This is a genomic window from Paraburkholderia sp. GAS448, from assembly GCF_050435685.1.
Lineage (GTDB): Bacteria > Pseudomonadota > Gammaproteobacteria > Burkholderiales > Burkholderiaceae > Paraburkholderia.
Genome location: NZ_JBNDKT010000043.1, coordinates 33,834 through 60,258, shown reverse-complemented (window position 1 = coordinate 60,258; position 26,425 = coordinate 33,834). Strand labels below are relative to the sequence as shown.

The 26,425-nt window shown below is 63.7% G+C and carries 27 protein-coding genes and 1 pseudogene; 9 read left to right on the top strand and 19 right to left on the bottom strand.

Features of this window, described 5'->3' with window-relative positions; translation table 11 throughout:
- Window positions 1-200 precede the first annotated feature (200 nt).
- Window positions 201-308, top strand: a pseudogene (locus tag P3T23_RS40575) (NAD(P)H:quinone oxidoreductase); the annotation flags it as partial.
- Between the two features lie 107 nt (window positions 309-415).
- On the opposite strand, the gene P3T23_RS40570 reads toward P3T23_RS40575, so the two are convergent.
- Window positions 416-1,204: an alpha/beta fold hydrolase gene (locus tag P3T23_RS40570; RefSeq protein WP_429321680.1), complete on the bottom strand. Its 789-nt coding sequence runs from the start codon at window positions 1,202-1,204 to the stop codon at window positions 416-418.
- A 354-nt stretch (window positions 1,205-1,558) separates the two neighbouring features.
- On the opposite strand from P3T23_RS40570, the gene P3T23_RS40565 reads away from it, so the two are divergent.
- Window positions 1,559-2,425: a helix-turn-helix domain-containing protein gene (locus tag P3T23_RS40565; protein WP_429321679.1), complete on the top strand. Its 867-nt coding sequence runs from the start codon at window positions 1,559-1,561 to the stop codon at window positions 2,423-2,425.
- Between the two features lie 78 nt (window positions 2,426-2,503).
- On the opposite strand, the gene P3T23_RS40560 is transcribed toward P3T23_RS40565, so the two are convergent.
- The 4 genes from P3T23_RS40560 to P3T23_RS40545 form a co-directional block, all read right to left on the bottom strand.
- Entirely contained in the window at window positions 2,504-3,424 is a 921-nt protein-coding gene (locus P3T23_RS40560; protein ID WP_429321678.1) for a fumarylacetoacetate hydrolase family protein, read from the bottom strand.
- Between the two features lie 60 nt (window positions 3,425-3,484).
- Window positions 3,485-4,768: an MFS transporter gene (locus P3T23_RS40555; RefSeq protein ID WP_429321677.1), complete on the bottom strand. Its 1,284-nt coding sequence runs from the start codon at window positions 4,766-4,768 to the stop codon at window positions 3,485-3,487.
- Between the two features lie 92 nt (window positions 4,769-4,860).
- Window positions 4,861-6,069: an acetamidase/formamidase family protein gene (locus P3T23_RS40550; protein ID WP_429321676.1), complete on the bottom strand. Its 1,209-nt coding sequence runs from the start codon at window positions 6,067-6,069 to the stop codon at window positions 4,861-4,863.
- 37 nt (window positions 6,070-6,106) lie between these two features.
- Window positions 6,107-6,652, bottom strand: coding sequence for a GlcG/HbpS family heme-binding protein (locus tag P3T23_RS40545; RefSeq protein WP_429321675.1), 546 nt, complete (start codon window positions 6,650-6,652; stop codon window positions 6,107-6,109).
- Window positions 6,653-6,930: 278 nt separating this feature from the next.
- Here P3T23_RS40545 and P3T23_RS40540 point away from each other — a divergent pair, with 278 nt between their 5' ends.
- Window positions 6,931-7,155: a hypothetical protein gene (locus tag P3T23_RS40540; RefSeq protein ID WP_429321674.1), complete on the top strand. Its 225-nt coding sequence runs from the start codon at window positions 6,931-6,933 to the stop codon at window positions 7,153-7,155.
- Between the two features lie 102 nt (window positions 7,156-7,257).
- On the opposite strand, the gene P3T23_RS40535 is transcribed toward P3T23_RS40540, so the two are convergent.
- The 6 genes from P3T23_RS40535 to P3T23_RS40510 form a co-directional block, all read right to left on the bottom strand.
- Window positions 7,258-8,388, bottom strand: a complete 1,131-nt coding sequence (locus tag P3T23_RS40535; protein WP_429321673.1) for a YncE family protein — start codon at window positions 8,386-8,388, stop codon at window positions 7,258-7,260.
- 75 nt (window positions 8,389-8,463) lie between these two features.
- Window positions 8,464-9,558 carry a porin gene (locus P3T23_RS40530; RefSeq protein WP_429321672.1) on the bottom strand — a complete coding sequence of 365 codons (1,095 nt, stop codon included), beginning with the start codon at window positions 9,556-9,558 and terminating at the stop codon, window positions 8,464-8,466.
- 353 nt (window positions 9,559-9,911) lie between these two features.
- Window positions 9,912-10,919, bottom strand: a complete 1,008-nt coding sequence (locus P3T23_RS40525; protein WP_429321671.1) for an ABC transporter permease — start codon at window positions 10,917-10,919, stop codon at window positions 9,912-9,914.
- Window positions 10,916-11,896 carry an ABC transporter permease gene (locus P3T23_RS40520; RefSeq protein WP_429321670.1) on the bottom strand — a complete coding sequence of 327 codons (981 nt, stop codon included), beginning with the start codon at window positions 11,894-11,896 and terminating at the stop codon, window positions 10,916-10,918. Before P3T23_RS40520 ends, P3T23_RS40525 begins: the two co-directional genes overlap by 4 nt.
- On the bottom strand, window positions 11,896-13,410 hold the full coding sequence (locus P3T23_RS40515) for a sugar ABC transporter ATP-binding protein (RefSeq protein WP_429321669.1): 1,515 nt from the start codon (window positions 13,408-13,410) through the stop codon (window positions 11,896-11,898). Before P3T23_RS40515 ends, P3T23_RS40520 begins: the two co-directional genes overlap by 1 nt.
- A 67-nt stretch (window positions 13,411-13,477) precedes the next feature.
- Window positions 13,478-14,476 carry a sugar ABC transporter substrate-binding protein gene (locus tag P3T23_RS40510; protein WP_429321668.1) on the bottom strand — a complete coding sequence of 333 codons (999 nt, stop codon included), beginning with the start codon at window positions 14,474-14,476 and terminating at the stop codon, window positions 13,478-13,480.
- A 473-nt stretch (window positions 14,477-14,949) separates the two neighbouring features.
- Between P3T23_RS40510 and P3T23_RS40505 the strand changes: the two genes are divergently transcribed.
- A complete protein-coding gene (locus P3T23_RS40505) occupies window positions 14,950-16,023 on the top strand; it encodes a LacI family DNA-binding transcriptional regulator (RefSeq protein WP_429321667.1) in 1,074 nt (357 codons plus the stop codon).
- A 41-nt stretch (window positions 16,024-16,064) separates the two neighbouring features.
- On the opposite strand, the gene P3T23_RS40500 is transcribed toward P3T23_RS40505, so the two are convergent.
- The 8 genes from P3T23_RS40500 to P3T23_RS40465 all read right to left on the bottom strand — a co-directional run bounded on the left by P3T23_RS40500 (window position 16,065) and on the right by P3T23_RS40465 (window position 22,749).
- Entirely contained in the window at window positions 16,065-16,874 is an 810-nt protein-coding gene (locus P3T23_RS40500) for a helix-turn-helix domain-containing protein (protein ID WP_429321666.1), read from the bottom strand.
- Window positions 16,871-17,221, bottom strand: coding sequence for a cupin domain-containing protein (locus P3T23_RS40495; RefSeq protein WP_429321665.1), 351 nt, complete (start codon window positions 17,219-17,221; stop codon window positions 16,871-16,873). The genes P3T23_RS40500 and P3T23_RS40495 overlap by 4 nt, the downstream gene beginning before the upstream one ends.
- A complete protein-coding gene (locus tag P3T23_RS40490) occupies window positions 17,218-18,195 on the bottom strand; it encodes a quinone oxidoreductase family protein (RefSeq protein WP_429321664.1) in 978 nt (325 codons plus the stop codon). Before P3T23_RS40490 ends, P3T23_RS40495 begins: the two co-directional genes overlap by 4 nt.
- Window positions 18,196-18,240: 45 nt before the next feature.
- The gene (locus tag P3T23_RS40485) at window positions 18,241-19,119 is read right to left on the bottom strand and encodes a 3-keto-5-aminohexanoate cleavage protein (RefSeq protein ID WP_429321663.1); all 879 of its coding nucleotides are present in this window, start codon (window positions 19,117-19,119) and stop codon (window positions 18,241-18,243) included.
- Between the two features lie 16 nt (window positions 19,120-19,135).
- On the bottom strand, window positions 19,136-19,885 hold the full coding sequence (locus P3T23_RS40480) for an SDR family NAD(P)-dependent oxidoreductase (RefSeq protein ID WP_429321662.1): 750 nt from the start codon (window positions 19,883-19,885) through the stop codon (window positions 19,136-19,138).
- A gap of 14 nt (window positions 19,886-19,899) precedes the next feature.
- Window positions 19,900-20,814 (bottom strand): dioxygenase, encoded by a 915-nt coding sequence (locus tag P3T23_RS40475; protein WP_429321661.1) that lies wholly within the window; start codon window positions 20,812-20,814, stop codon window positions 19,900-19,902.
- Window positions 20,815-21,021: 207 nt separating this feature from the next.
- Window positions 21,022-21,357, bottom strand: a complete 336-nt coding sequence (locus tag P3T23_RS40470) for a hypothetical protein (protein ID WP_429321660.1) — start codon at window positions 21,355-21,357, stop codon at window positions 21,022-21,024.
- Window positions 21,358-21,576: 219 nt separating this feature from the next.
- The gene (locus tag P3T23_RS40465; RefSeq protein WP_429321659.1) at window positions 21,577-22,749 is read right to left on the bottom strand and encodes an alpha/beta hydrolase family protein; all 1,173 of its coding nucleotides are present in this window, start codon (window positions 22,747-22,749) and stop codon (window positions 21,577-21,579) included.
- A gap of 517 nt (window positions 22,750-23,266) precedes the next feature.
- Between P3T23_RS40465 and opgC the strand changes: the two genes are divergently transcribed.
- From opgC to P3T23_RS40440, 5 genes are all read left to right on the top strand, one after another.
- A complete protein-coding gene (opgC, locus tag P3T23_RS40460) occupies window positions 23,267-23,518 on the top strand; it encodes an OpgC domain-containing protein (protein ID WP_429321658.1) in 252 nt (83 codons plus the stop codon).
- Window positions 23,519-23,632: 114 nt separating this feature from the next.
- On the top strand, window positions 23,633-24,199 hold the full coding sequence (locus P3T23_RS40455; protein ID WP_429321657.1) for a TetR/AcrR family transcriptional regulator: 567 nt from the start codon (window positions 23,633-23,635) through the stop codon (window positions 24,197-24,199).
- Between the two features lie 224 nt (window positions 24,200-24,423).
- Window positions 24,424-24,849, top strand: a complete 426-nt coding sequence (locus P3T23_RS40450; RefSeq protein ID WP_429321656.1) for an organic hydroperoxide resistance protein — start codon at window positions 24,424-24,426, stop codon at window positions 24,847-24,849.
- Window positions 24,850-24,907: 58 nt separating this feature from the next.
- Window positions 24,908-25,936 carry an alpha/beta hydrolase gene (locus tag P3T23_RS40445; RefSeq protein ID WP_429321655.1) on the top strand — a complete coding sequence of 343 codons (1,029 nt, stop codon included), beginning with the start codon at window positions 24,908-24,910 and terminating at the stop codon, window positions 25,934-25,936.
- 116 nt (window positions 25,937-26,052) lie between these two features.
- Entirely contained in the window at window positions 26,053-26,373 is a 321-nt protein-coding gene (locus tag P3T23_RS40440; protein WP_429321654.1) for a hypothetical protein, read from the top strand.
- Window positions 26,374-26,425: the final 52 nt, after the last annotated feature.

Here is a 26,425-nt window from a genome sequence, read left to right as displayed (position 1 = left end):
CGGTCAGCTTACGCTGCGAAAAAGCGGACATTTGAACTTGGCTAAAAGCGGACATTACAACTTAGCCTCTACAAACAAATATGTTGATAATTTATCTTATGTCAAATCAAACATCGAAACCCAAACCCCCGCACTTGAGGCACCAACTCCTGTCAACCTGTCCGCCCTCGGTAATTACGATCAATCACCTGCGCCACGCGTATGGTGCGACGACGCTCGCCAGTGCGCTCGGCAACCGGCAACCGAGCGCGAACGGGCTCGACATTGCGCGCTACAAAGGCAAGCACGTCGCGGAGCTCGCCTACTGAGGACACGTCGAATGGACGGTTCGCGCCGATGCCGATCATCGCCTGCAACGTGGTCTGTACCTTCATCGGCGCGAACTGGCGTGCTTCGCACGAAACCGCCCCCTTCGTCAGCGTCCATAACGCAGCAAGAAGTCCCTCAGCAGCGGATTGACTTCATGAGCATGCGTCAGGTTCGGCGTATGCCCGGCCCCTGCCACGCTTACTATCCCTTTGCAGTTCGGCAGCCGGGCGGCAAGTGCTTCGCCGCAGCCGGGATCGATGGCCGCGTCGGCGTCGCCGTGGAATACGATAGACGCGTGCGTAATGTCGTGGAGCAGATTCGTGATGTCGTCACGCGAGGTCAGCGCATCGACCGGATGATCGAAATGTTCGCGCGGCAAGCGCTGCCATTTCGCCGTCCAGGCTGACGCCTCATAGTCAGGGCCGAGGAGAAACGCTGCCAGGTTCCCGGCGACGTTCGCGGCGCCGCTGCGTGTCCATTCCGCTTTCAGCTGCTCGAACGAGTCCGTGACCGACATGTCGTCGAGATCGCTGCGCGTCGCGATCAGGGCGAGTGCGCGGAACCGGTCAGGCTCCAGCAGCGCGGCGCGCATCGACACGAACCCACCCTGCGACATGCCGACAAGCGACGCGGACGCGATCTCCAGGTGATCCAGCAGGCCGATCAGGTCGCGCGCGGAATCCCAGTAACTGAATGCCCGATTGGTCGGCCCCGTTGCGCCGAAGCCGCGCTGGTCCCACACGATGCACCGGAATACGTCTTGCAGATTCTCGACGTTAGGCAGGAACATCTCGCCGTCCATCAAAAAGCCGTGGCTGAAGACCACGACGGGTCCGTCCTGCGGACCAGACTCTTCATAGGCAATGCAGATGCCCTCGCGTTCAAACCATGCCATTTCGCCCCTCTCATCGTCTGCGATGTGCTGTCATGCGCGTGATGTCGCGCGCCAGTCTCACTATGGAGCGATTCATCCGCGTCGTGATGATCGAATGAAGCGATGGCTTGCCGTATCGTCCGGAAATTGCCGAATTCTAGCGCTACATCACGCTGCGCCTGCGATATTCGCAAGCCCGCATCACGGACCAGGCATACCTGTGTCTTGTACCAATTGACTCACTGTGATTCATTTGATGAAGTATCAAGTCTGAGAATGTTTCGAAGAACTTTCGATCGTTCCACAACGCGGCAACGCACCGCTAACGACCACGCGAATGTCACAACGGCATCGCACCGCAACGAGCAGCCCCCTATGACAACCATGACGATCGATTCGGAGAAGCCAGTCTGGATCCTGCAGGGAGATTTTGGCCGCGCGACGGTCAATTTGATCAGTCGTCCGCTCGTCGCCCACGCGCATGCGCAGTACCAGTTCCTGTTCAAGCTCGGCGGCGCCGACTGCGGCTTTCGTATCGGCGCACAGGATTGCATGCTCACGAACGAGCGAGCGATTTGCCTGAATCCGTGGATCGAACACGCGAAGAGCGGCAATGACGACATGCCTTCGCTGATCCTGTCACTGGTCGTCGAGACGTCGTGGCTGCGCGCACGGCTGCAGCTTGCGGAATCCGGTCACGCGGGCATCTTTCCCGACGCGGTAGTTGTCGTCACGCCGGACGTGCGTCACCACGTTGAACGCCTCTCAGCCTCGATCACCCACCATCTCGTCGCGCACGACGACGGCGGCATGCCGATTCTCGAAGACCTCGTTTCCGCGCTCGGGCGCGATTTCGCGGATCCGGCGCTGAACATGGGCATCGCGCCGTCCACGCGCCCCGTCGACTTCCGGATCCGCAAGGCGCTAGACTTCATCAAGCGTTCGCCAATGCCGAATCCGAGCGTCGCACAGGTCGCCGCGCAGGTCGGCCTGTCGCGCTCGCGCTTCTTCGAGCAGTTCCGCCGCTGCATGGGGATCTCGCCGCAGCATTACATTGACTGGGTGCGCATGTCACACGCGATCCAATTGCTGGGGGCGAGCGACCGGCCGCTGGCCGACATCGCCGACGAACTGGGTTTCGAAGAACATAGTCACTTCACGCGCTTCTTCTCGCAACACATGGGCGTGCCGCCAAGCGAGTTTCGCCGTCACTCGGTCGTGCTGAACAACGCGCACGACTGAGCAACGCGGCGCGCCCCGAGCACGTGCGCCCGGATCGTACGCCGGGCGCTTGATACGCGCCTCGAGCGAATTGCTCTTTCAGGCCGGATCGGCGAGCACCGGATTGCGCAACACGCCGAGGCCGTCGATTTCGACTTCGACCACATCTCCCGGCCGCATGTGCACGAGCCCGGGCGTCGGAAACGGGCCATATTGGCGCGACAGGTCCTGGCCTTCGACGTCGTCGGGTTGCGGCTTGAGCGCGCCCGGCGTGCCCATCGCGATCAGATCGCCCGGCCGCAGCGAATAGCCGCAGCTCAGGTAGCTGATCGTGCGCGCGACGTCGATCAGCATGTCGTCAAGCGGTGCGCGTTGGCGAACGACGCCATTCACGCGCGTGAGCACGGTATGCCGCGCGGGGTCGCCGAATTCGTCCGGGGTCATCAGCCAGGGGCCATAGGAGCCGGACGCCTCGAAATTCTTCCCGAGGCCGAATTGCCGGTTGTGCATCTGATACTCGCGCACCGAGCCCTCGTTCAGGCACGTATAGCCGGCCACATGGTCCATCGCGCGCTCGACTGGAATGTATCGCCCCGGCTTGCCGATGATAACGGCGAGCTCGCCTTCGTAATCGAATGCGCGTGCGACCGATTCCGACGGCGCGACGATCGGCTCACCCGCCCCGACGTAGGACGCAGCGGTGCGCAGGAACAGGTGCGGATAGTCGGGGTTGGTCTGCAGTCCGGTCTCCGCGATATGGCTCTTGAAGTTCAACGCAAGCGCCCACATGGCGTTCGGTCGATGCAGAAACGGTTTGAGCGTCACGTCGGCGAGCAGACGATCGCCTGAGCGGCCTGCAGTCGCTTCGCGCAAGCGAGCAAGACCGTCGTCGCGCTCGAGAATGCAGATGAGATCCGCCGGCAAATCCGGCGCGACGTCCGCGGCGGCAATGAAATGACTCGGGCTGGTGACGACGCCCAGCGCGGTGCGGCCGGCGTCCAGATAGGCAATGATTTTCATCGGTACGGGTACAGGTAAAGTCGAGTTGAGTGAGCCGAACGGCAGAGCGCCGCCGGTGATTCAGGCAGTCGGCAACGAACGGGCGGCGGCGCGGTGTCCCGCAACCGACAACGCACCGAGCACGACGATCGCCAGGCACGCCGGCACAATCGCGGTCAACACGATGTCGCGCGGCGCCCAGCCGAGCGAGAGCAGCGCACCGCCGATCGCGGGACCGACGAACGAGCCGACGCGGCCCAGCGCATGTCCCCAGCCCACGCCAGTCGCGCGCAGGTGCTCAGGATAGAACGCGACCGCCAGAGCGGTCTGGCCCATGATCCCGTTGACGAGCCCCGCGCCGATTGCCCCGATCAGGAGCAGCACGCCCATGGGCGGGACGGCAGCATGGGAAAGCGTGGCGATACCCGCGATCACGGCCACGATGCCCACCGTCAACGCCGTTTTCACCCGCACGTTGCCGGCCAGTGTCATCGCCGTGACTGCCGCGGTCATCAGCAGGTTGCCGCTGAGCCCGCCAATGCTGAACGCCGCCATCCCGGCCGGCGCATGCTCGAGCGAGAAGCCGAACGAGAGCAGCAGGGTCGGCAGCCAGAGCAGCAGCGCGTAGACGTCCATGAAGATCAGGAACGAAAACAGCCACAGCAGGCACGTATAGGCGGCGAATCCGTTGCCGAATAGCGCCCTTACCGGGTTCGTGCGCTTGTGCTGCGCAGGCTCGGCGCGTCGAGGCGCGCCTGCCGGCAGGATGCGGTAAAACGCCGGCACGACGACAAAAGGCAGCGCGCCGCCGAGCATAAACACCGCCTGCCAGCCGAACCGGTGCATCAATGGACCGCCGACGACACCGCCGATCACCGCGCCAACCGACATGCCTGTCGTCACGAGCAGCGACGCCGCCACCTTGTGCCGCGCGCCGATGATCGACGCCGACGCGGCAATCGCGATCGGCAGCGCAGCGCCCAGGCCGATTGCCGCGAGCACGCGCATTGCCGAGAGCACGGCGACATTGCCCGCATACATCGTGAGCCACGTCGTGGCGCCGAACAGCACAACACTTGCAAAGCCAACGAGCCGATGCCCAAAACGCTGGGCGAGCGGTCCCGTCACGATGAATCCGATCGCGGCGCCGAGGTTCGTCGCGACGAACACCGGCGTGAACGCCGCGGCGCTGAGTTGCCAGTCGCGAGCGAGAGTCGGGACTACGAACGAAATCGATGTGGTATTGAAACCGTCGAGCACCACGACGAGAAAACAGACGAACAGCGCGAAACACCAGCCAGTGCGGCCGGCCTCCGGGGTCGCGGCACGAGCCGCAACCGGTCTGGAGTCTTTCAGGTCTTCCATGTTCATTTCCTTGCCTCCTTGCGACGCGCAAGTGTCCGGCGCACGAACACCGGCGCGGCGCATGCATACCTGACAACAAAACCCCGTGCGGCTCACGCGCGCACGTAAGCGGAAATGCGACGCTGCAGCTCAGCCGAGAAAATGCGCTTCGGCAGCATGCAGTGAATGCCCTTTGGCGGAACGGTCGCATAGACCGTGTGGGTCTGGTTCGCGTATTGCGTCACGCGGAAGCTGCCCGCCACGCTGTAGATGCCGTAGCAATCTTCGGGTGCGATGCCAGTCGCGGCCGACAGCCAGCCGATCATCTGCCGCAGGCACGCGACGAGCGAGCTTTCGAGGCTGTCGGAAAAACCGAAGCCGATCCAGTGTTCGGGCGTTTCCGCCATCGGGCCGTCGAGCCCCTTGTGCTTGTGCAGCACGAACTGGATGCGCATCTCCTCGAACGCAGTCTCGATCGACGTCTGGTCGATGTTCCCTTCGCCGGATGCGCCCATCGAACCGCCTGTCCACACGCGGCCGCCGCTCGACTGCACCGGCAGGAATACCGAGCTGCCCACGTTCAGTACCGCGCAATCGAGGTTGCCGCCGTAGCTGCCCGCGAGGTTCGCGCTGGTCGGCCGGTCGCCGGGCGGCTGCGTACCGAGATAGGCCTGGAATGGCTTCAGCGGAATGTTGACGCCAGGCACATAGGACGCGTAGGCTCGCGCTTCGTCGAACTTCAGGTAGCGCAGGTACGGCGCAAAGTCGTGCGGCAACGCCCCCACTCCGGGCGGCGCCGAGTTCCAGCCCCAATCGATTGGCTTCATCTTCAGCAGCCGGCACTCGACGAGATCGCCAGGCTCCGCGTCGTCGATCGCCACCGGACCGATCAGCGAGAACGCGCCGTTCGGATACTTCTTGCGGATCGGCTCGCGCTCCTTGAACGTCATGCCGTATTTCGCTTCGTTGCCCCAATTGGTCCACGTGCCGTCGTACCAGACCGTGTCGCCGGAGCGGACGGTGACGGCGGCGGGCGTGCCCGGAGCCATCTGGCCGACCTGAACGGTGTCCCACGACGGCACGAGACGCACGACCTTGCCGCCCGGCAAGGACTGCATCGCGTTGTTACCCGCCGGGGCAGTGCCTGTTGCCGCACGCGCGGCCCCTGCGAATCCTGCCGCGCCCGCCGCGAGCGCGCCGAAACCGAGCTTGAGCATCGTGCGCCGGCAAAGCACCGTCGCGTCCTGCGTCGTCGCGCGGGTTGACTCCGTGTCGTTTGCCGCCACGTCACCCGGTTTGAATGTATCGGATGTGTTTTTCATAAGTCGTCCTGACATGATTTCAATTAAAGAGGTGTCGTCATCTCGAGGTCCGCGCACCAAAAGCCTCGATGGCTTCCTTGAGCACTTCGTCGTCGACCGCGGACGGCGCGCCGCCCGCTCCGACCGCCCCCAGTAGCTGTCCGTTCTGGAAAACCGGAAACACGCCGCGCGCCGGCAGGAACGGTGCGTAATAGCCGGCGCTGGAAACGTTGCTGTACTCCGATGGATCGTCGCGATAGCGCTGCTCGAGCGTGGCGCCCGACTGGCCGCCGAGCGCGACGGACGCGAAAGCCTTGCCGCGCGCGAAATCGAGCGTCGCGAACGGCGCGCCGTCCATGCGCACCGCCGCGAGCAGATGGCCGCCCGGATCGACCACTGCGAAACTCATCGCGAGATGGCGTGCATTGGCGGCCGCTACCGCGATGCCGAGCAGCTTCTGCGTTTGCGCATAGCTGAGCGCGTAGCTTGTCGTAGGCGCGGGCGGCACCGTCTCCTGCTGCGCCGCTCCCGACACGACGGCCACGCAACCGGCCGCCACGATGGCCGCGCATGCCGCTCGATTAACCCAGAACCTGACGTTCAACTTCTTTTCCTCCTTCTCACCAACCGTTTGCTTTGCACCAGCGTACGGGCGACCAGCCGAATTCCGGTGACCGCAGAGCCCGGGCGCTTACCGGTAAGTCCGAAAAAAGTCGGCGTGCGCGGTGCCTCGTTCATGTCCGCCGCGGCCGGCAATCGAACGAACGAATGCCGCCTTTTCAATTCCGGTCACGATCCAGGGTATTCACGTATAAATGCAGCCCATCTATGCTGTCTAAGCTGGATTCAGGTGCCCGCGATCCGGCACCTGGGAGAATCGCCATGAAGACCTGGATGCTGGGTGCAGCACTCGCGCTCGGTGCGTTCACGACGGCAACGTCCAGTGCGCACGAGCACTTTCACCTCCGTCACGAACACACGTACCCGCGATACCATCCGCCAACGCAGCAGCAGGACACGGGGAATGCCTCGCGTCCATCGCCCGACTCGCGTCCATCGCCCGACTCGCGTCCATCACCCGACTCGAGCGCCGCGCAATCGGGCTGAGCCCAACTCTCCGACGCCGTACGGGTGCGGCGAAAAAGCCCGCGAGGCGGTCGCTCATACGCCTCGCGGACAAGCCGCACTACTCACTGGAGAGAACAGCCTTTATTCCGTGCCGAACACCGATACGCCGGTCCCTGCGAAATCCGGAGACGGTCCCTTTGCGAACGGCACGAACACGTGATGCGACTCGCCGTCGACTGCCACCGAGTGCGCGCCGGTGCCCGTCGGCACGATGGCGACGAGGCTGCGCGTGCTTGCGTCGACGATACCCAGTGCCGGCTCGAACTTCGCCGCCTTGTTGCCGACCTGTGACACGTTGTCCGCCGAATGATGGCCGGCGGCGAGGAAGTAGCGGTTCGAGACCGGGTCGTAGACCGCCTCGTCGGTGCCACCGAACGGCAGCTCAGCCAGCGGCGTGCCGTTGGTGCGATCGATGATCACGGTAGACTGCTTGCCGCCCTCGTCCGGATCGCAGCCGATCAATGCGTCATTGCCCGGCCCAAGCGCGACACCGGTCGGCCCTTCGCAGCCCTTCAGCTTGAACACCGCAGCGACTTCCGGCTTGCCTTCGAGCACCGTCTTCACCGGAATGAGGTCGACCTCGCCCTTCGGGTTCGCCTTCGTGCCATCGTTGTTCAGCACGAAGTTCTGCGCTTTGCGATCGTAGGCGCACGCTTCGAGCCCGGTCGAATCCTTGAGCGGCAGCTTCGCGATGACGGCTTGCGAATTGGTGTCGATGAACGTCGCGAACGGCGGCTCTTCCGCACCGCTCGAGAACATCACCACGTGGTGATCGGGATCGAGGCAGCCTTCGTCGGCACGAATGCCCGAGGTGCTGACCTCGATACGCTTGACGAGCTGCTTCGACGAAACGTCGATCACCTTGACCGCATTCACGTCGCCGACGTATATCAGCGACGATCCCGGGATCGGGATCACGCCGGACGGCCCCGATTTGTCATGGGTCGGACCGATACCCGCGAAGTCCGCGGAGATCCGGTCACGCAGCGTCATGGTCTTCGAGTCGAATACATCGACCGTCGCATTCGATCCGTCGGCCAGGTAGTAGGTGCCGTCCGATGACGCACTGATGTCGAAGCCAAACGGCTTCGCGCTCGTCACGGCAATGTTGGTGATCAGCTTCGGACCGTTGCCGGGCGCATCGCTCGCCCACGCAATCGCTCCTGCGGCGACGACGCCCGTCAGTACAGTCGCGCAAATGGCTTTGTTCATGTTTCCGCTCCTCCAACCTCATGTTGATATGTCCGGCCAGTGCCGGGATGGAATACCGCTTTCTTTGGCGTGCGATCAGAAGCTGTGATAGACGCCGACGCGCACGTCCGCCTGCTGGCCCGCCAGTGACGGCTGGAAACTCGCGCCGATCACCGCGTTCACGCCGGCCGATGCCTTGAGGTAATCGCCGGATACGTAGACCTGGGTGCGCTTGGACAACGCATACAGCGCGGCCGCCGTCACCTGGTTCCACGTGTGGCCCTCGAATCCCGTGTGCTGATAGCCGCCGACGAGCTGGAGCGCCGGCGTCACCTGCCACGTCGCGCCGCCTTCGTAGACATGCATCACCGAGTCCTCATCGAGATACTTCAGGACCGTGTTGCTGAAGTTGCCGTACAGCGTGACGTCGCCGATCGCATAGGACGCGCCGATGCCCAGCGTCCCGAGCGACCGGATCTGGAATTCCGGCGCGAGATCGGTTGCAACGTTGTCCGACACACTGGCAACCTGCTGTCCGAAGAACGTGTGCACGCCGATCAGCGCGTACGGGTCGAGCGTGGGCGTTGCCACATACGTGTAGGCGGCGGCGACTGTCAACGGGCCGTTCGCGTACTGCGCGCCGGCACTCCAGCCACTGTTGTCGTGGAAGCTGCCCGCTGTATTGCTGAATCCATACATCGCGCCGAACGTCAGGCCGCCAAACAGCGTCGGGCTCACGTACTTGATCGAATTCTTCAGGCGATCGTTGTTCGTGCGATCGAAGTCACCCTGGTGGATTGCATAGCCACTGCCCGCCGTGCTGACGTTGAACTGACCGAAATAGTCGGCGCTGAAATCGAACTGGTTGCCGAGCGAGATCGTGCCGTACGGCGTCTGGACGCCGACCCAGGATTGTTGCCCGAACAGTGTGTTCGGCTGGTTCAGTTCGCCGTTGCTCAGGTTAAAGAGCGACGACAGCTTGAACAGTGTCGCGTAGCCGCCTCCGAGATCCTCACGACCTGAGAGGATCCACAGGTTCGGAAACAACACCCCGCTGTCCATCTTCGTATTGGAGTGCCCACCCTCGTTCGTGACGTAAGTAATACCCTCGTCGAGCTTGCCCGACAGCGTGACGCTGCTCTGTGCCAGCGCGCCGCTGCTCATTGCGGCACCTAGCAGCGCGGTGATCATCCTTCTCCTCATCTCCACCTTTCCCCTCCATTTTTCCGTCCGTGGACCGGATGTTGATCTCAATCGAACTCGAATACATTCGTACTACGAATTGTTTTGTGTATTTTCCATTCCGCATAGATGCTTGAATCAGGCCAGGCACACCGCTACCCGTTCGATCCCTTCGGCGCATCAAGTCCGGGTAACCCGAGCCCTACATCGTTGAATCAATGTTAGGCGAGATCGGGCGAGAGCACTTCGTCGATCAGTCTCACCGCTTGTCAAATCGTCTCGTTATTGCACCCACTATCGAAACCGCGAAACGTCCGAATGAATGTTCGGGCGTCACCGGACACGCCGCGCAATCGGCACATTCAGCGTGTGCGGCCGCCCTGACGCCGCGCGAGCGCGTCGGCCAGCACGGCGAGCAACAGGATCGCGCCGACCATCATGGGCTGCCAGTTTGCGTCGAGGTTCAGCAGGTTCATGCCGTCGATCACGAGGGACAGGATCACGCATCCGAACAACGTGCCGAGCAAAGTGCCCGTTCCGCCGAACAGCGACGCGCCGCCGATCAGGATCGCGGCGATCGCCGGCAGCAGGATCGGCTCGCCCATTGCGGAATCTGCCGCATTGACACGCGCCAGATAGACGATCGCCGCGATGCCCGCCATCAGACCGCTGATCGTGTAGACCGCGATTCGCCGGCCGCGCACGGGGATACCGGACAATCGCGCCGCCTCGGCGTTCGCACCGATCGCATAGATTTCGCGGCCGAAATTGAGGCACGCGGTGATAATCGAGCCGCCGATCAACACGATCAGCATCATGTAGACCGGTAGCGGCACGCCTAGCCAGAAGCCAGTGCCGAGCGCGCGAAAACCTTCTGGAAAACCGAATATTTCGTTGCCCCCCATGTAGTGGAACGCCAGGCCCTGGACGATCCACAACATGCCGTATGTCGCGAGAAACGGCGGCAGGCGCAGCAGCGTGACGGCAAGGCCGTTCAAGAGGCCGATCGACCCACCGCACGCCAACGCGGTCGCAACCGCCAGCACGGGCGAACCGCCGGACTTCATGGTCCCCGCGGCGAGACAGGCGGACAGTGTCAGGTTAGCTGCGATCGACAGGTCGAAACCGCCCGACAGGATCACGAGCGTGAGTCCGGATGCCAGCAGGAACATCAGGCTCGCCTGCCGCAGGACGTTGAGCAGATTCGCCGATGTCGCGAAGCCGTCGGTCGCGATCGTGAGCGCCAGCGCTATCGCGGCGACCAGAAACATCCGGTAGACCAGTGCTGCGCTTTCGTCGCGAATGTGACGGCGGACGTCGAGGCGCCCGACACGGTTCAGCAAGAACCGGGAAGGATTCTGGATACTCATGCATGGGCTCCGAGGAAACGGGATTTGCGAAGGCTGTCGACGAGAATGACGAGCAGGACCAGCACGCCGACGGACACCACCTGTAGCGACGACTCGACGCCAAGCAGGTTGAGCGCATTGCGCAGCATGCCGATCGTCACGACGCCCAACACCGTGCCCGTGAGCCAGCCATCACCGCGCTCGAACGACGTACCGCCGAGCACGACGGCGGCGATCGCATCGAACTCGATGCCGATCGCGGCGTTGGGCTCGGCCGCATTCATCCGGCCGACGAGCAGCAGCGCGGCGAGCCCGGCGAACAACCCGCTCAGCGCATAGATCGCGACATGGAAGACCTTCGCCTTGACGCCGGCGAGCGTCAGCGCGTCGCGATTGCCGCCGATCGCGAACACGTAGGTGCCGAACTTCGTGTGATAGAGCAATACGTATGTCACCGCCCAGGCCGCGAGCGCACAAACGATCGGAAACGGCATGCCAAGGACCGTCATCGCATAGAGGTGCGAGAGCGCGGGCGTCGCAACCACGACTGCATTGCCGTCGGTCAGCACCAGCGCCATGCCGCGGGCGATGCCGAGCATCGCGAGCGTGACGACGAAGGGCGGCAAGCGCAGTTGCGCGATGAGCGTGCCGTTCAAGCCGCCGGCCAGCGTACCCACTGCCGCCGCCACGAGCAGCGCGGGCACGATGCCAGCGCCCGCCGCGAGAGCCTGCGCGAACACGACGCCACCGAGGCTCAGCACCGCGCCCGCGGACAGGTCGAGCCCTTCGCTAAGGATCACAAGTGTCATCGGCATCGCGATCACGACGAGCATGGCGATTTGCGAGCCAATGTCCGCCAGGTTGCCGCTTGATGCGAACCCCGGAACCCCGATCGCCGCGATCGCCGCAAGCGCGACGCTCACCCATACGATGGACGGCAGCGGCCGCCGCCGGCGCGCGGCGAATCGCGGGGCCTGCTGTAGTTGACCTGTTGTCATCACGCCTCCTCATGCATGGCCAACGCCAGAATGTTTCGCTCACTCAGCCTGTCTTTTGGCAGTTCGCCCGAAATCGTGCCTTCGCGCATGACGTACGCGCGGTCGCACACGTGCACGATCTCCGAGAGCTCCGAGCTGATCAGCAGCACAGCCGCCCCCTCTTCGACGAGGCGTTCGATCAGCGCAAAGATCTCGGTCTTTGCGCCGATGTCGATGCCGCGCGTCGGTTCGTCGAAGATGAACAGCCGGCAGCCGGCGCTCAGCCATTTGCCGATCACAATCTTTTGCTGGTTGCCGCCGCTCAGGAACTGCGCGCGCTTGCCCGGATCGCCGGGCGCAATTCGCAGCGAATCGATCAACTCGCGCGTCGCGCACCTCGCTTGCTCCGCGCGGTACCAGCCCTTCGGGAACATCCGCCACAGACTGGCGGCAAGCAGGTTTTCGTGCACCGAGCGCGTGAGCGCGAGCCCTTGCTGCTTGCGGTTCTCCGGAATCAGGCCAACGCCGCGCGCCGCCACCCTGTGCGGCCCGCCTGTCACCTGCTGGCCGAAGATCTCGACCCGGCCGCTCTGGATTGGATCCGCACCGAACACCGCCCTGACGACTTCCGAACGCCCCGCTCCCACGAGGCCCGACAGCCCGACAATCTCGCCACAGCGCACGTGGAGATCGACGCCGTTCACGCCGGTGGCAGTCCTCAACTGCTTCACGTCCAGCGCCATGTCGCCCGGCTTGCTGACGTAGCGGCGCTGATAGACGGTGCCGACCGATCGGCCGACCATCAGCGCGATCAGCTCGTCGGGCGTCGTGTCGGCGGCCGTCATCGATTTCACGAGGCGTCCGTCGCGCAGCACGGTCACGCGGTCGCCGAGGTCGAACACCTCCTTCATCCGGTGCGAGATGTAGACGATCGCGACACCCGCATCGCGAAGCCTGTGCACGACTGCGAACAACGCCTCGGCCTCGCGGTCCGAGATCGCGGCGGTCGGCTCGTCCATCACGAGCACGCGAGCGTCGTGCGACAGCGCCTTCGCGATCTCGATCATCTGCTGCTGCGCGACGCCAAGCTCGGCGGCCTGCATGCGCGTGTCGTACGCGAGCCCGAGTTCGCCGAGCACGGCCGCAGCATCCGCGTGCATGCGGCGATGATCGACGAGGCCGAACCGGTTGCGCGGTTCGCGTCCGAGATAGATGTTCTGCGCAATCGAAAGATGCGGGACGAGTGAGAATTCCTGGAAAATCACCGCGATGCCGAGCCGCTTCGCATCGGCGGGCGACCCGATCGCGACCGGTTCGCCGTCGAAGAAAAATTCGCCGGCATCGGCGCGGTATGCGCCGAATAGCACCTTCATCAGCGACGACTTACCCGCGCCGTTTTCGCCGAGCAGCATGTGCACTTCGCCGGGATACAGTTGCAAGTCGACGTCCGAAAGCGCGCGGACGCCAGGGAAGCTCTTGCAGATCTTGCGTAGTTCGAGCCGTGGCACCGGGCTGCTCGAAGTCATGGTTTCCATACCTACCTCTGCAGTGCGAATGATACGGGGGCGATGCGCGACGCGGCATCGCCCGCACGTCGTCAGGTCAGTTGCTGACTACTTCGTCCCATTTCGGGCACTGTCGCTGGTCGCCCGGCACCTCGAACGGCGCGTAATTCGTCTTGTCGATCACGATGCCCTTGATCAGAACCGTCGACGGCACGGGCTCCTTGCGCAGTGTGCGCACCGCGGCCATCGTCGCGATGCAGCCCATCTTGAAGCCGTTGAATTCGGCGGTCGCGAGCAGGCGCCCGTCCTTGATCGCCTTCACCGATTCCGGCACGCCGCCGATGCCGACGACTTTCGTGTCCTTGCGGCCGGCCGCTTCGAGCGCCTCTATCGCACCCATCGCCATCACGTCCGCCGCGGCAAGTACACCGTCGATCTTCGGATTCGCCTGGATCAGGTTTTCCGTCACCTGCAACGCCTGCAAACGCTGGTAGTTCGCCGGTTGTGACGCGAGCAGGTGCGCGTTCGGGAATTCCTCGAGCGCCTTCTTGAAGCCCCGTACGCGTTCGTCGCTCGTCGTTGAGCCCCGCACCCCTTCGAGGATCACAACGTTGCCCTTGCCCCCTATTCCCGTGAGGAGATAGCGGGCCACGTCGTAACCGAGGTCGAAATCGTCCGCGACGACCACTGACGCGAACTTGCCGCCGGCGACGCGATCGTTGTAGTTGACGATCGGGATACCGATCGCGTTGAGCTTCTCGATTTCCGGCACGACTCCGCGCGGATTGACGCCCATGAACAGCACCGCGCCGGGCTTCTTGACGCTCACGTCCTCGAGTTCGCTCAACTGCTCGCCCAGATCGTTCGGACGCGTGGGCGCGTAGTGCGTGACGGATGCGCCAAGCTGCTTCGCGGCCGCGTCGACGCCCGCGTGCACGAGCGCGAAATGCGGATCCACCTGGTTTTTGTAGAACGCGGCGAGGGTCTCGTTTGCCGCGAATGCGCCGTTGCCGCTGCTCAAGCCCAGTGCGACGGCGCATGCGGCCACCGTGCGCACGCCGCTCCACCCGCCTGACGATGCCTGTTTCAGTTTCAAGTTCGTCTCCTTCTGCCTTTGCTTAGGCTGTGTCCATGCCGCCCAGCGTCCGCCGTCGAGCGTCATGCGCGGCGCCGTCGGCTTGTCGGGTAGCCCGATGTCAATGCAACCGTTTGCATTCCTACACGAGATCCTGGCAGCACTGCGGATCACGACCGTGTGCTGCCAGCCGATCGTGCGTCCCGCAACTGTCAAGCGTTCGCAACTACACGGAATCCAAGCGTGTTTTTCAAACACCCATCCGAACTTTCGCGTCCTGACGAACTCATCGTTCCGCCTTGCGCTGTGCTCTGGCTCGTTCGTGCCCGGCGCGATGTTACGGCCTGCACTCTATGCAAACGTATGCATATACTACTGCGACACGATTCATTGTCAATGCGTACTTGCCGCTGAAGGCACTAAGGGTTTTCACTGCAACATTGATCGCAACCCTTTGCATCACTACAATCGGCACAGACCCACTGCCCCAATCCATGACTACAAGCTCCGATACGCGCGCCGCGGGCCGCGTCACCATCCGCGAAGTGGCGGCCGCTGCCTCCGTCAACGCTTCGACAGTCTCGCGCGTGCTGAACCCCGAGACGCGCCACCTGATCGGCGACGAGGTCGTGCGTCGCGTGCTGGCCGCGGCCAAAGCGCTCGGCTATCGGCAGAACCGCCTCGCGGCGGCGCTGCGCGGCGGGCAATCACGCGTGATCGGCGTGTGCCTTCCGGACATTGAAAACCCGGTGTTTCCGCCGATTGTCTGCGGCATCACGGAAGCGCTCGCGGCCGAGGGCTACGGCGTGCTGATCGCGAATGTCGTCGGCAAGCCCAAGGACCAGGAGCGCATGATCGAGCAGATGCTCGAGCGCCGCGTCGACGGGTTCGTGCTTGCAACGGCGGCGCGCCAGGATCCGCTCGTGCGCCGCTGCATCCTCGACGGGGTCCCGGTCGTGCTCGTCAATCGCGGCGAGGATGGCGGGCAGGTGCCGGAAGTCGTCAACGACGATTTCCTGTCGATGCGGCTCGCCGTCGGGCATCTCGTCGAACTCGGCCACAAACGCATCGCTCATCTGGCTGGTCCGGAACGGCTCGCGACTGGCCTGTCGCGCCTGCAGGGCTTCCAGATCGCGACGCAGCAGCATGGCGTGCCCGGAAGCGTCGTCGTGGAAAGCGCCGATTTCACACGCGAGGCCGGACGTGCCGCGTGCGAGCAACTGCTCGACGCGCATTGCGACGTCACTGCAATCATCGCGGCGAACGACCTGATCGCACTCGGTTGTTATGACGTGTTCGCGGCACGCCGGATTGTGTGCCCTGGCGCCATTTCCGTGATTGGCCACAACGACATGCCGCTCGTCGACATGCTGAACCCACCGCTGACCACGCTGCGGATCCAGCATCGCGAGATGGGCCGTCAGGCCGCCAGACTTCTGCTCGGGCGGATCGCGACGCCTGGCGCCGCGCCGCTGCGCATCACGCTCCCTCCGGAACTGATGGTCCGCGGCTCGACAGCGGCGCCGCGCGCCGCCCCCCGCAAGTCCGCCGGCACCTGCGCGGCCTGAGAACGGCTCACGCCGGCCTCCGGCCCGCATGTGAGCGGCTTTCATTCGTTGCATCCGTTCGCCCGCGCGGCCTGCTTCGCCAGCCATCGATTGGGCGCCGAGCCGACGTGCGACTTGAAGAAGATGGAGAACGCGCTCGGTGTGAAGCCAAGCTCGCGCGCAATAGCCGCAACCGGCATGCCGAGCGCCAGCGCGCACATCGCCGCGCCGGCCTGTGCGGTGCGGCGCCAACGGCCGGCCCCAACGCCCAGTTCGTCGACGAAGAGCCGATGCAGTGTGCGCACGCTGACGCTCGCGCGGGCGGCCATTGCGTCGAGCCGCGAGTCGCGGCCGGGATCCAGAATCATGGCGTCGCACAGCGCCGCGATGCGGCTCAGTGGCGACGGCATGTCGATCGCGAGTTCCCATACGCCCTCCCGCGCCGCCGCGTCGAGCTCGTCGAACAACAAAACTGCCACAGCCCCGGGCGAATGCGCGAGCGCATGGCTCGCGCTCTCGGACAGCAGCGACGTCAGCACAGCCGAACAGCGGCCGATTCTCGCAGGCTGCACGCGCCAATCGCTCAGTGCCGGCGAGATGCGCAGTTCACGCAGTGCCGCGCCGTAAGGCACGTAAAGCCGATGGGTGACCGAGGGCGGCAGCCAGATGCCGCCGCCGCGCGTCACGCAATGCGCGCGCCGCGCGCATGTGATCCAGACGCCGCCGCTTTGCACCTGCACGAACCGGCCGCCGGCGTCGGGTGGGACGTCCTGCCGTGTGTCCGATCCGAGCTGGACGACCGAAATCCGGCAAACGTCGTCGCTCATGGGCGACGAAGCGCGAATCGCGAGCATGCCATCTGCCGGCGTCACCGCGGCTCGGGCCGCAACAGGGGCATCGCCAGCAGGAGCATCGCGGGCCGGTCAGCGCGGTTGTGCAACGCGCGCGGCTCGCCGGGCGCAAGACGGCACGAATCGAAGCTGCGCAGCGCGACTTCGCCCTCGTTCGTCTCCACCCAGACCTCCCCGTCAAGCACCACGTAATGCTTCTCGACGGGCGATGCGTCCATCGACGTATGCCCGCCTGGCTCGATCGTCGACACGCCGAGCCACAGCGATTCGGCGGGCCCGGCCTCGTGCCCCTGCAGCCGTACGCATCGCATCAGGAAGTGCTGGCTGGGAAAGTACTGCGGCGCGTCGTCGAAGCGGGTCACGTTCATGGCTTGAGCAGCACGCGATGAGTCGCGCCGCGATACACCGCCTGATACGCGTGCGCTGCATCGTCGAGCTCGAACACATAGTCCTCTTCGATCGGGAACGGTTTCAGCGCGCCGCGCTCGAACGCGGGCAGCAACGCATCGAGAATCGCCGCGCCTTCCTGGGCGTCGAGCGCGAGCGTATCGATCCCGACGTATGTGTGCTGGCCGCGATAGAACGCGAAGATGTCGAACGGCACTGGTCGCTCGATCGTCGAAATGAAGATCTGCGTGCCGCGCACCGCCATCGCGCGATTCGCGCGCTCGAAATAAGGACTGCCGACCGTGTTGTAGACAATGTCGGCGCCGTGTCCATTCGTCACGTCGCGCACGACTTCGTCGAGGGCGGACGACGACGCATCGATCATCCGCACCTTGCCGCTCGCGTGGCCGATGTACGGCTCCCCAGTACGCCCGACGCCGATGACCGTCGCGCCCGCCAGCGTCGCCAACTGGATAGCCGCCTGCCCAACCTTGCCGTTCGCACCGAGCACCAGCACGACGTCGCCCTCTCCCGCGCCTCCGGCGCGCCGCAGCCCCTCATACGCCGTGATGAACGGCACGCCCACCGCGCCGGCCTCGTCCATCGTCAGGCTGGACGGCTTCTCGCGTACGCTCTGCGCGGGCACGACGAGGTAGCGCGCATGCGTGCCGTCGCGCCGGATCCCCAACTCGCCGCCGCTGCCCCACACGGCCTTATCCACGAGCGCCGCCGGCCCGTCGACCACGCGGCCCGCGTAATCGCGGCCCGGCGTGCGTGGCCACACCGCGTGCGGCATGAAACCGAGCACGGCCTTCACGTCGCTCGGATTGACTGCGGCACTCGCAACTTCGACGAGGCACTCCGCTTCGCCGAATGCGGGCACGGATTGCGTATCGAACTGCAACGCCAATGAATCGATATCTTTACTTTTTTCCAGAACGCGAACGCTCTTCATCCTGATGTCTCCCCTGATCATGTCGGCAAGCGGATCCGCCGCCCTTCACGCGAGCCCGAGCATGTCGCGCGCCTCGCGGCTGGTGGCCACCTCGCCGCCTAGCATCGTCACGATCTCTTTCGCGCGCGCGACGAGTGCCGCATTGTTCTCAGCAAGCACGCCCTTCTCGATGTACAGGTTGTCCTCGAACCCGACCCGCACATGCCCGCCGGCCAGCCAGGCCTGCGCCACCATCGGAAACTCGAAGCGGCCAATTCCGAACGCGGACCAGATCGCCCCAGGCGGCAGCAGATCGCGCGCATACAGCAGCGTCTCGGGCGACGCCGCGAAGCCGTACTTCACGCCCGTCACGAAGGTCCAGAGACCAGGGCCGTCGAGCGCGCCCGACGCGATCAGATCATGCGCCAGATGAATATCGCCAGAATCGAAGATCTCGAGCTCCGGCTTGACACCTGCCTCGCGAATCACATTCGCCATGCGCGCGACGTTCTTCGGCGTGTTGATGACGACCTCCGCCCCGGAATTCATCGTGTTCAGGTCGAGGCTGCACACATCCGGCTTAAGCTCGAGAATGTGCTCGACGCGCCTTTCGGGCGGCAGCAGCGTCGTGCCAGGCGCGGCGATCTTCGGATCGTCGTCGCCCGGAATGAAACGTCCGCCGGGGCCGGTCGTCAAATTGATGATCAGCGCCTCGTCGACGGCGCGAATGCGCTCGATGACTTCGCGGTACAGGCTCACGTCCATCGACGGGCGCCCGCTTTGCGGATCGCGCACATGGATATGCACGGCGGCGGCTCCAGCCTGCGCGGCCTCGAGCGACGCGCCGGCGATCTGCTCTGGCGTGATCGGCAGGTGCGGATGCTGGTCCGGCCGCGTGATGTTGCCGGTAATCGCACAAGTAATCAGGGTCTTGCGTGTATGCATCTCAATCTCCCTCGCGTCAATTCAGTCGCCGACCACCGTCGACGACGATCGTCACGCCGGTGCTGAACGTCAGCTGCGTCGCGCACGCCTCGATGGCCGCCGCGATATCATCCGGCGCGCCGATGCGGCCGAGTGGCGTGGTTGCGGCCGCCCTGGCATTGAAATCGTCGCTGCGTCCCGGCACGAAGCCGGTGTCGACCACGCCCGGCGACACGTTGAGCACGCGGATGCGCGGCGCGAGCGCCCGGCCCAGCGCGGTCGCCATCACGTCGAGACCCGCCTTTGCCGCGCAGTACGCGATGTTGCTGCCGACGCCCGTCGTCGCCGAGATCGACGACACGTTGACCACGAGGCCGTCGCCGGACGCTTCGAGCAGTTCGCGAAATGCGCGGATCGCCGCAAACTGGCCGCGCCAGTTGACCTTCATGATGTCGTCGATCAGCTCGTCGGTCAGCGCATCCAGATCGGCGTGCCTGACCGCTTTCGTGAAGCCCGCCGCGTTCACCAGGATGTCCGCGCGCCCTTCGCGTGCGCGGACGTCGCTCGCAAGCGCATGCAGCATGACGCTGTCCGTGATCGACCCAACTGCGCCGCGATGCCCGTCACCCGGCAATGCCGCCGCGACACGCAGTGCCTTGTCTTCGTCGCGCTGGCCGACCACCACCACGCGCGCGCCGGCACTCGCGAGGCGCGTCGCGGTCGCGGCCCCAATTCCTCCGGTGCCGCCCAGCACGACGGCCACTTTTCCCTGCAGCAATCTGGACACGGTCACACCCCTTGTCACTGGATGGGAGGCGTCGGGTACGTCGGCGTCCCCTCGGCCAGAATGAAATCGAAATCGAGCGTGTAGTACGCGTCGCGCTGGTCCCCGTGCGGGCCGGTGCCGGCTGCGTGATGCTCGAACCTGCCGATGAGGCGGCGGTTCACGCCGAACACGACATCGGTCTCCAGATGGTCGGAGTCGTCGGCGAAAACCTGCGACACGAGCGTGGCGTAACCTTCGGCGAAGATCGCAAAATGCAGGTGCGCGGGACGATAGGGGTGACGCTGCTGGGCCGCGAGCAACGCGCCGACCGGGCCGTCCGTCGGTACCGGGTAGCCGGCCGGGCGCACGCTGCGGAAGCTGAACGCGCCGTCGACACCCGTGCGGAAGCGGCCGCGCAGATTGCGGTCGGGCTGGCTGTCGTCCTGGTTTTCGTACAGGCCCACCGGCGACGCCTGCCAGACGTCGACCATGGCGTTCGGCACGGGTTGGCCGCTCGTGGCGAGCACCCGCGCATGGACGAACAGTGGCGCACCGGGCGAACCCTCGCATGCGATGCACTGGTGGTTCTCGTATTCCGGCGAACCGCCGCGATAGAACGGCCCGAGCAATGCGCCCGGTGTCCGCCCGCTTGCGTCCGCGTTGTTCAGCAAGGCGACCAGGGTTGAAAACCCGAGCACGTCGGCGAGCAGGACAACCTCGTTGTGCCGGTCGTTGCAAGCTTGTCCGACCGCGCGCAGGAACGCGAGTCCCTGCTCGAATTCCGCGTCGGTCAGCCGCACCTGCTTCAGGAACGCATGGCCGTGTTCGATGAGCGCGTCGACGATTTCCTTCAGTCGCGCGTCCTGCGTGCCGGCCATCGCAGCCTTCACGATCGCAGTGACCGATGTCGCGTCGTCGATGACGCCGCCTGGCCAATCCAATTTTGTCATGAGACGTCTCCTATGCAATCGTTTGCATAACATGGCGCAAATATACACGCCGTTTCGGCTCTACAGGCCAATCGTTAACCCTGAATATCCGGCGACGTGATCGTTTGAACAGCGGATCAGGCGAGCAAACGTATGCATCTCAGCATGGCAATTTGTCGCCGGATCTCGGTACTCGGACGCAATGTACGACGCCGCAGGGCTCGGGCGTCACTGCCCGGACGACGAGGCGCCGGCGGCCGCCTTGCTCGCCTGCGCCTTGCGCTCGGCGTTCTGGAGATTTTCCGGATAATTGTTCTGGTCGCCACCGGTCATCCGATAGCCGTTCTTCTCGAGCGCGGCGAGATCCGCGTTGCGCTTTTCCCGCGCGACCTTGCGCGCCGCCTTGCGTTGGGCCTTGCTGATCTGCTTGGCCGTCGACGCCCCCATCGGCACGGGCGCGGCTTGCGTCGCGTCCTGCGCTACGGCGACCTGCGGGCCGACCAGCGTTAAACCAACCGATGTCGCCATCGCCACCACTGCCGAGAGCACGCGAATTCGGGTCATGTTCAGATCTCCTTCCAGATTGTTAAATGTTGGTTGTTGAATGTTGATTGTCGGTTGAGCGCGCACGGGCACGATGGCAGCGTACGGCGACGGACATCATGTGCGTGCCAGCATCGCGTCGACAGGCTATGCAATCGTCGGGCGCGTGTCCTGAATGCGGCCTTAAATCTCCTGATTGCGCGGTCGTCCGGATAGCGCGACTGAACACCTCGCGCCACGCTAACGCTGCGGCGTCAAGCGATCGACGAACCAGTCGCAGATCTCGCTCAGCGCGGGCTCCTGCCGGTCGAGTTGAACGTGCGCCGCGCCGCCTTCAGACGCCAGCCAGACGCGTAGGGTCTTGTCCTTCGAGCCGATCTCTTCCAGCACCTGATTGGCCTCAGCAACGGGTGTCTGCATGTCGCGCTCGCCTTGAACCAGCAGGATGTCGCAGGTGATTTGCGATGCCACGCCCGATAACCTGAACGATTCGAGCTTGCGAAAGGCCGCGTCCCAGTCATCCACACCCATGATGCGCAAGAAATGTTTGCCGGTCGTGCCACGTGCCGCGCTCCGTCCGGCCTGCTGCACACCGGCCTCGGGCGTATAGCCCGTGCGCCGCACCCAGCACGCGTGATAGTCGTAAATTGCCGACCAGGCCACACAAGCCTGGATGCGCTTCTCGAACGCCGCCGCCCGCGGCGCGTAATAGCCACCGAGACTCACGCCGATCAGACCGATCCGGCTCGCATCAATGTCGTCGCGCGTTTCGAGGTAGTCGCACACCTTGCCCACCGCCGCTTCGGAATCGTGACGTGCGGAGAGCCCGCGCAAGCGCAGCGTTGCGCCCTGTCCCGGTCCGTCGAAAGCGAGACAAGCGATTCCGCGCTCTGAGAGCGCCTTTGCGACGTAGAACATCTCTTCCTTGGTGCCGTCGAGTCCGTCCGTGAGGATGACGACAGGCGCCTTGCCGCGCGAGCCACACGCAGGAACGAAGTAGACGGTGAGCGATGCCCCTTCGAACGGCAATTCGAACACTTCGACACGCGGATGCATCAGTGCTGCACCCTGTGCGAAGGTGGCCAGGTGGCAATCGAATGCGTGAGGCGCACGAAAGTCGTCGGGGTCGAGAAACGCTTCCGCCCACTGGTAGTAAATCGCCGCGCGCATGAAAGCATTGCGGGCACTCACTGCGTGACCGCGCTGCGCGGCCTGCGTCGCCTGCGCTTGCACGTACTCCCCAAGACTCATCCACGCCCGGTACCACGCCGCGACGTCTCCATCCGGGTCCATGACTGCTGCTTCTTGCAGTCCGTTGCACGCCCAATCCACTTCGCCGAAATTAGCGCCACTAGCGAGCGCACGCATCACGGCAAGCGACCACATATAGTTGCCGGGGAAATACTGGAACATTCAATACTCCGGGAAAGCCAATTCGAGCCGACACCTTAAGTCCTGAGGCGTGACCAGTCCTAGCCGAATCGCCCCGCCATTTACCAGCGAGTCCGATCTTTTCGGATTTCCGGGGCGCACCCCCGAAGAGCTGTTTATAAATGAAGCGCGGCCTGGTGCAACGCCCCACTTGAGAAAATTGACTTTTGCACGGTCATCGAAGAGGTCGAAAGACGGCGCACCCCGACCCAGTCTGACCGCAGGTATTCAAGTGCGATTGTGTTGCGTTGTGCGATCGTTTGGGCGTTCAGGGCGGTACGTGGAACGGATCGGTGCAATGTACTCGATGAACAATGACGTCGCGCCGCCTCGCTTCGTCGCGTTGGTGAGCAATGCAACGAGCCAACGCCGCATTCGCATAGAGGAAAAACCGGACAATCCGGTAAACAACGGGAAAGGCCGGCTAAGGGCCTGACTACCTTCCCGTCTAGAGTGACCTCGAAGGCATCACCCGTGTACTGGCGAATCTGGAGGTGTCGTGGATCGAGCTGTCGCCCGCTCAACCAGCGTTGATTTTTTCCGCGGTCTCGCACTTATTATTATCGCCGTGGATCATGTTCCGCAAAGCGCTTTGGCCCACCTCACGCTGCATACTTACACATACTGCGATGCAGCAGAAGTGTTCGTTTTCCTGGGCGGCGCCGCCTTCTGGGCGCTGCTCGCCTCGGTGGCTTTGCTGTCGATTCTCGCGCTGCGGGCCGGCACCGGGCCTTGCGCGGTCGGCGAATAAGTGGCCTCTGAGACGAGCCACAAGAAGCGTCCCCGATTCCCGTCCACAGCTTCCCGCCAGCTATCGAAAATTGAGTGCTTGACAATCTATCTATGCGTAGATAAAGTACAAGTCATGGAAACAACAACATCAGTACGCGATCAGATTCTCGACCATGCGGTCACGCAGATCATGCTGCGCGGCTACAACGGTTTCAGCTATCGCGACCTGTCCACTCTGGTCGGTGTGAAGACGTCCAGCATCCACTACTATTTCCCGTCGAAGGACGATCTAATACTGGAAGCGGTCAACGTCTATAGCAGCGACGTCTTGGGCGCGCTGAACGCGATTGACGAGTCGTTGCCCGCCGATGCGAAGCTCGCCAGGTATACGAAGCTGTTCGGCAGGACCTTGGGTGATGGCCATCAGATCTGCCTGTGCGGCATGCTGGCGGCCGACATCGAATCGTTGCCGGACAACATTCGCCAGGCGGTGCAGGCGTTCTTCAAGGCCAACGAGAAATGGCTGACAAGAGTGCTCGCGCAAGGCGCGAAAGAGGGCACGCTGGCCGTCAACGGCAAACCGGAAAACGCGGCGCGTGCGCTCTTCGCGTCGTATCAGGGCAGCGTGCTGGCGAGCCGGCTGTTCCACACGAAAGCGAGACTCGAAGATGTCGAAGCTTCGGTGAAAATCGCGCGATAACCCGGCGGGCAGCCGGGCGCGCAATGACGGGGAATGCCGCCCTTTTTTTTGGTTCATCTGTCTATCTTGTAGTAGATAGATATTGAATAAAGCAACGATAACGTAGTCAAGCAGTCATGTAGCAACCAAAGCAGCGAACGAAGCAATTTTTTTGGACGTCTTGTCTATCTATGAATAGATAGCTCATTACATTGAAGTTCTACCCTTTCCAAAGGAGTCTCACCATGTCGATCGAACAAGTCCTCTACCGCGCTCATGCCCACGCAACGGGTGGCCGTGACGGCCGTGCGGTCGTGCCCGCAGGCAAGCTCGACTTCAAGCTGACCACCCCGCGCGAACTGGGCGGCGCAGGCGGCGAAGGCGCGAACCCCGAGCAACTGTTCGCGGCCGGCTACAGCGCATGCTTCCTCGGCGCGATGAAGTTCGTCGCGATGCGCGACAAGATCGCGATTCCTGCCGACGTGTCGATCGACGGCAGCGTCGGCATCGGCGCGATCCCAAACGGCTTTGGCATCGAAGTCGAACTGAAGATCTCGTTGCCTGATATGGCGCGCGATGCAGCGCAGGCGCTCGTCGACAAGGCGCACATCGTGTGCCCGTATTCGAATGCGACGCGCGGCAACATCGACGTCACGCTGACGATCGTTTAACGCCCCCGACGCATTGATTGCATTGAACCCCTACGCATAGACACCTCAGGAGTCGAACATGAAATCGCTCAAAACGCTGCTGGCCGTCACGGTTCTCGCGGCCCACGCCAGCTTCGCTGCCGCTGCCGTCCCGGTGGCTTCCGCCACGCCGAATCGCGACACTACAGCGTTTTTGCACGTACTCAATAGCGGCACGGGCCCGGCCATCAACACGCTGCCGCCGGAGAAGGCGCGCCAGGTGCTGATCGATGCACAGAACGGCGTGAAGGTCGATCTGTCGGGTATCGACGTGTCGAACCGCACAATCGAGCAGGACGGTCTCAGCGTGCCCATCACGATCGTGCGTCCGCAAGGCGTGACGGGTACGCTGCCCGTGTTCATGTTCTTCCACGGCGGCGGCTGGATTCTCGGCGACTTCCAGACGCATGAGCGCCTCGTTCGTGACCTGGTGGTGCAGTCCGGCGTGGTTGCGGTGTTCGTCAATTACACGCCGTCGCCTGAGGCGCACTACCCGGTGGCGATCAACCAGGCGTACGCGGCGACGAAGTGGGTTGCTGCGCATGGCGGCGAAATCGGCGTCGACGGCAGCCGTCTGGCGGTGGTGGGCAATAGCGTCGGCGGAAATATGGCGGCCGTCGTCAGCCTGATGGCGAAGGACAAGCAAGGGCCGCAAATCCGCTTTCAGGGCCTGATGTGGCCCGTTACCAATGCGAACTTCAACAACGGATCGTATATCGCGTATCGGAAGGATCACTTCTTGACGCGACCGATGATGCAATGGTTCTGGGACGCCTATACAAAGGACACGGCACAGCGCAACCAGATCTACGCGTCGCCGCTGCGCGCGTCGGAGAGCGAGCTGAAGGGCCTGCCGCCCGCGCTGATCCAGGTCGCGCAGTTCGACGTGCTGCGTGACGAAGGCGAAGCGTACGGCAAGAAGCTCGATGCAGCCGGCAACGACGTGACGACGACGCGTTACAACGGCACGATCCACGACTTCGGCCTGCTGAACGCGCTGGCCGACGATGCGCCGACCAAAGCCGCGACGAAGCAGCTCGCCGACGAGCTCAAGACGCGCCTGAGGTAAGTCCAGGGCCTGTCCGCTGCGTGGCGATGCGATGTCGTCTTATCGTCATGCAGCGGACGAGTAGAACCTCATACCATCCGTATTTCCAGACTCCTTGGAGTCTCAAGGCAAACATCATGAAACAGACTCGTCCCCTCCTTCCTACGTTGCTCATCATGAGCGCAAACCTGACCGCCACCGCGCTGGTGATCGCCACAGCCGCCCTCTCGGCACCCGCTGTAGCGAGCGGCTTCGGGCCGGCCCCGTCGTATAACCCCAAAATCGGCGCTCCGTCGTCGCAGCGCGGTCCGAATGCGCAGACGGTGGCAACAATGCAGCAAAGCGTCAGCTTTGGCGCATTCGGCAATGGAAGCGGTACGCGGTCGAACTCAGGCAAGCGTAGTCAACCAGACGTCAACAGCGTCAGCAGCAAGACTTCGGACGATGCATCCAACTGACGCGATGTAGTCTGCGCTGCGATTCAGAACTTCATCTGGCATGGTGCATCAG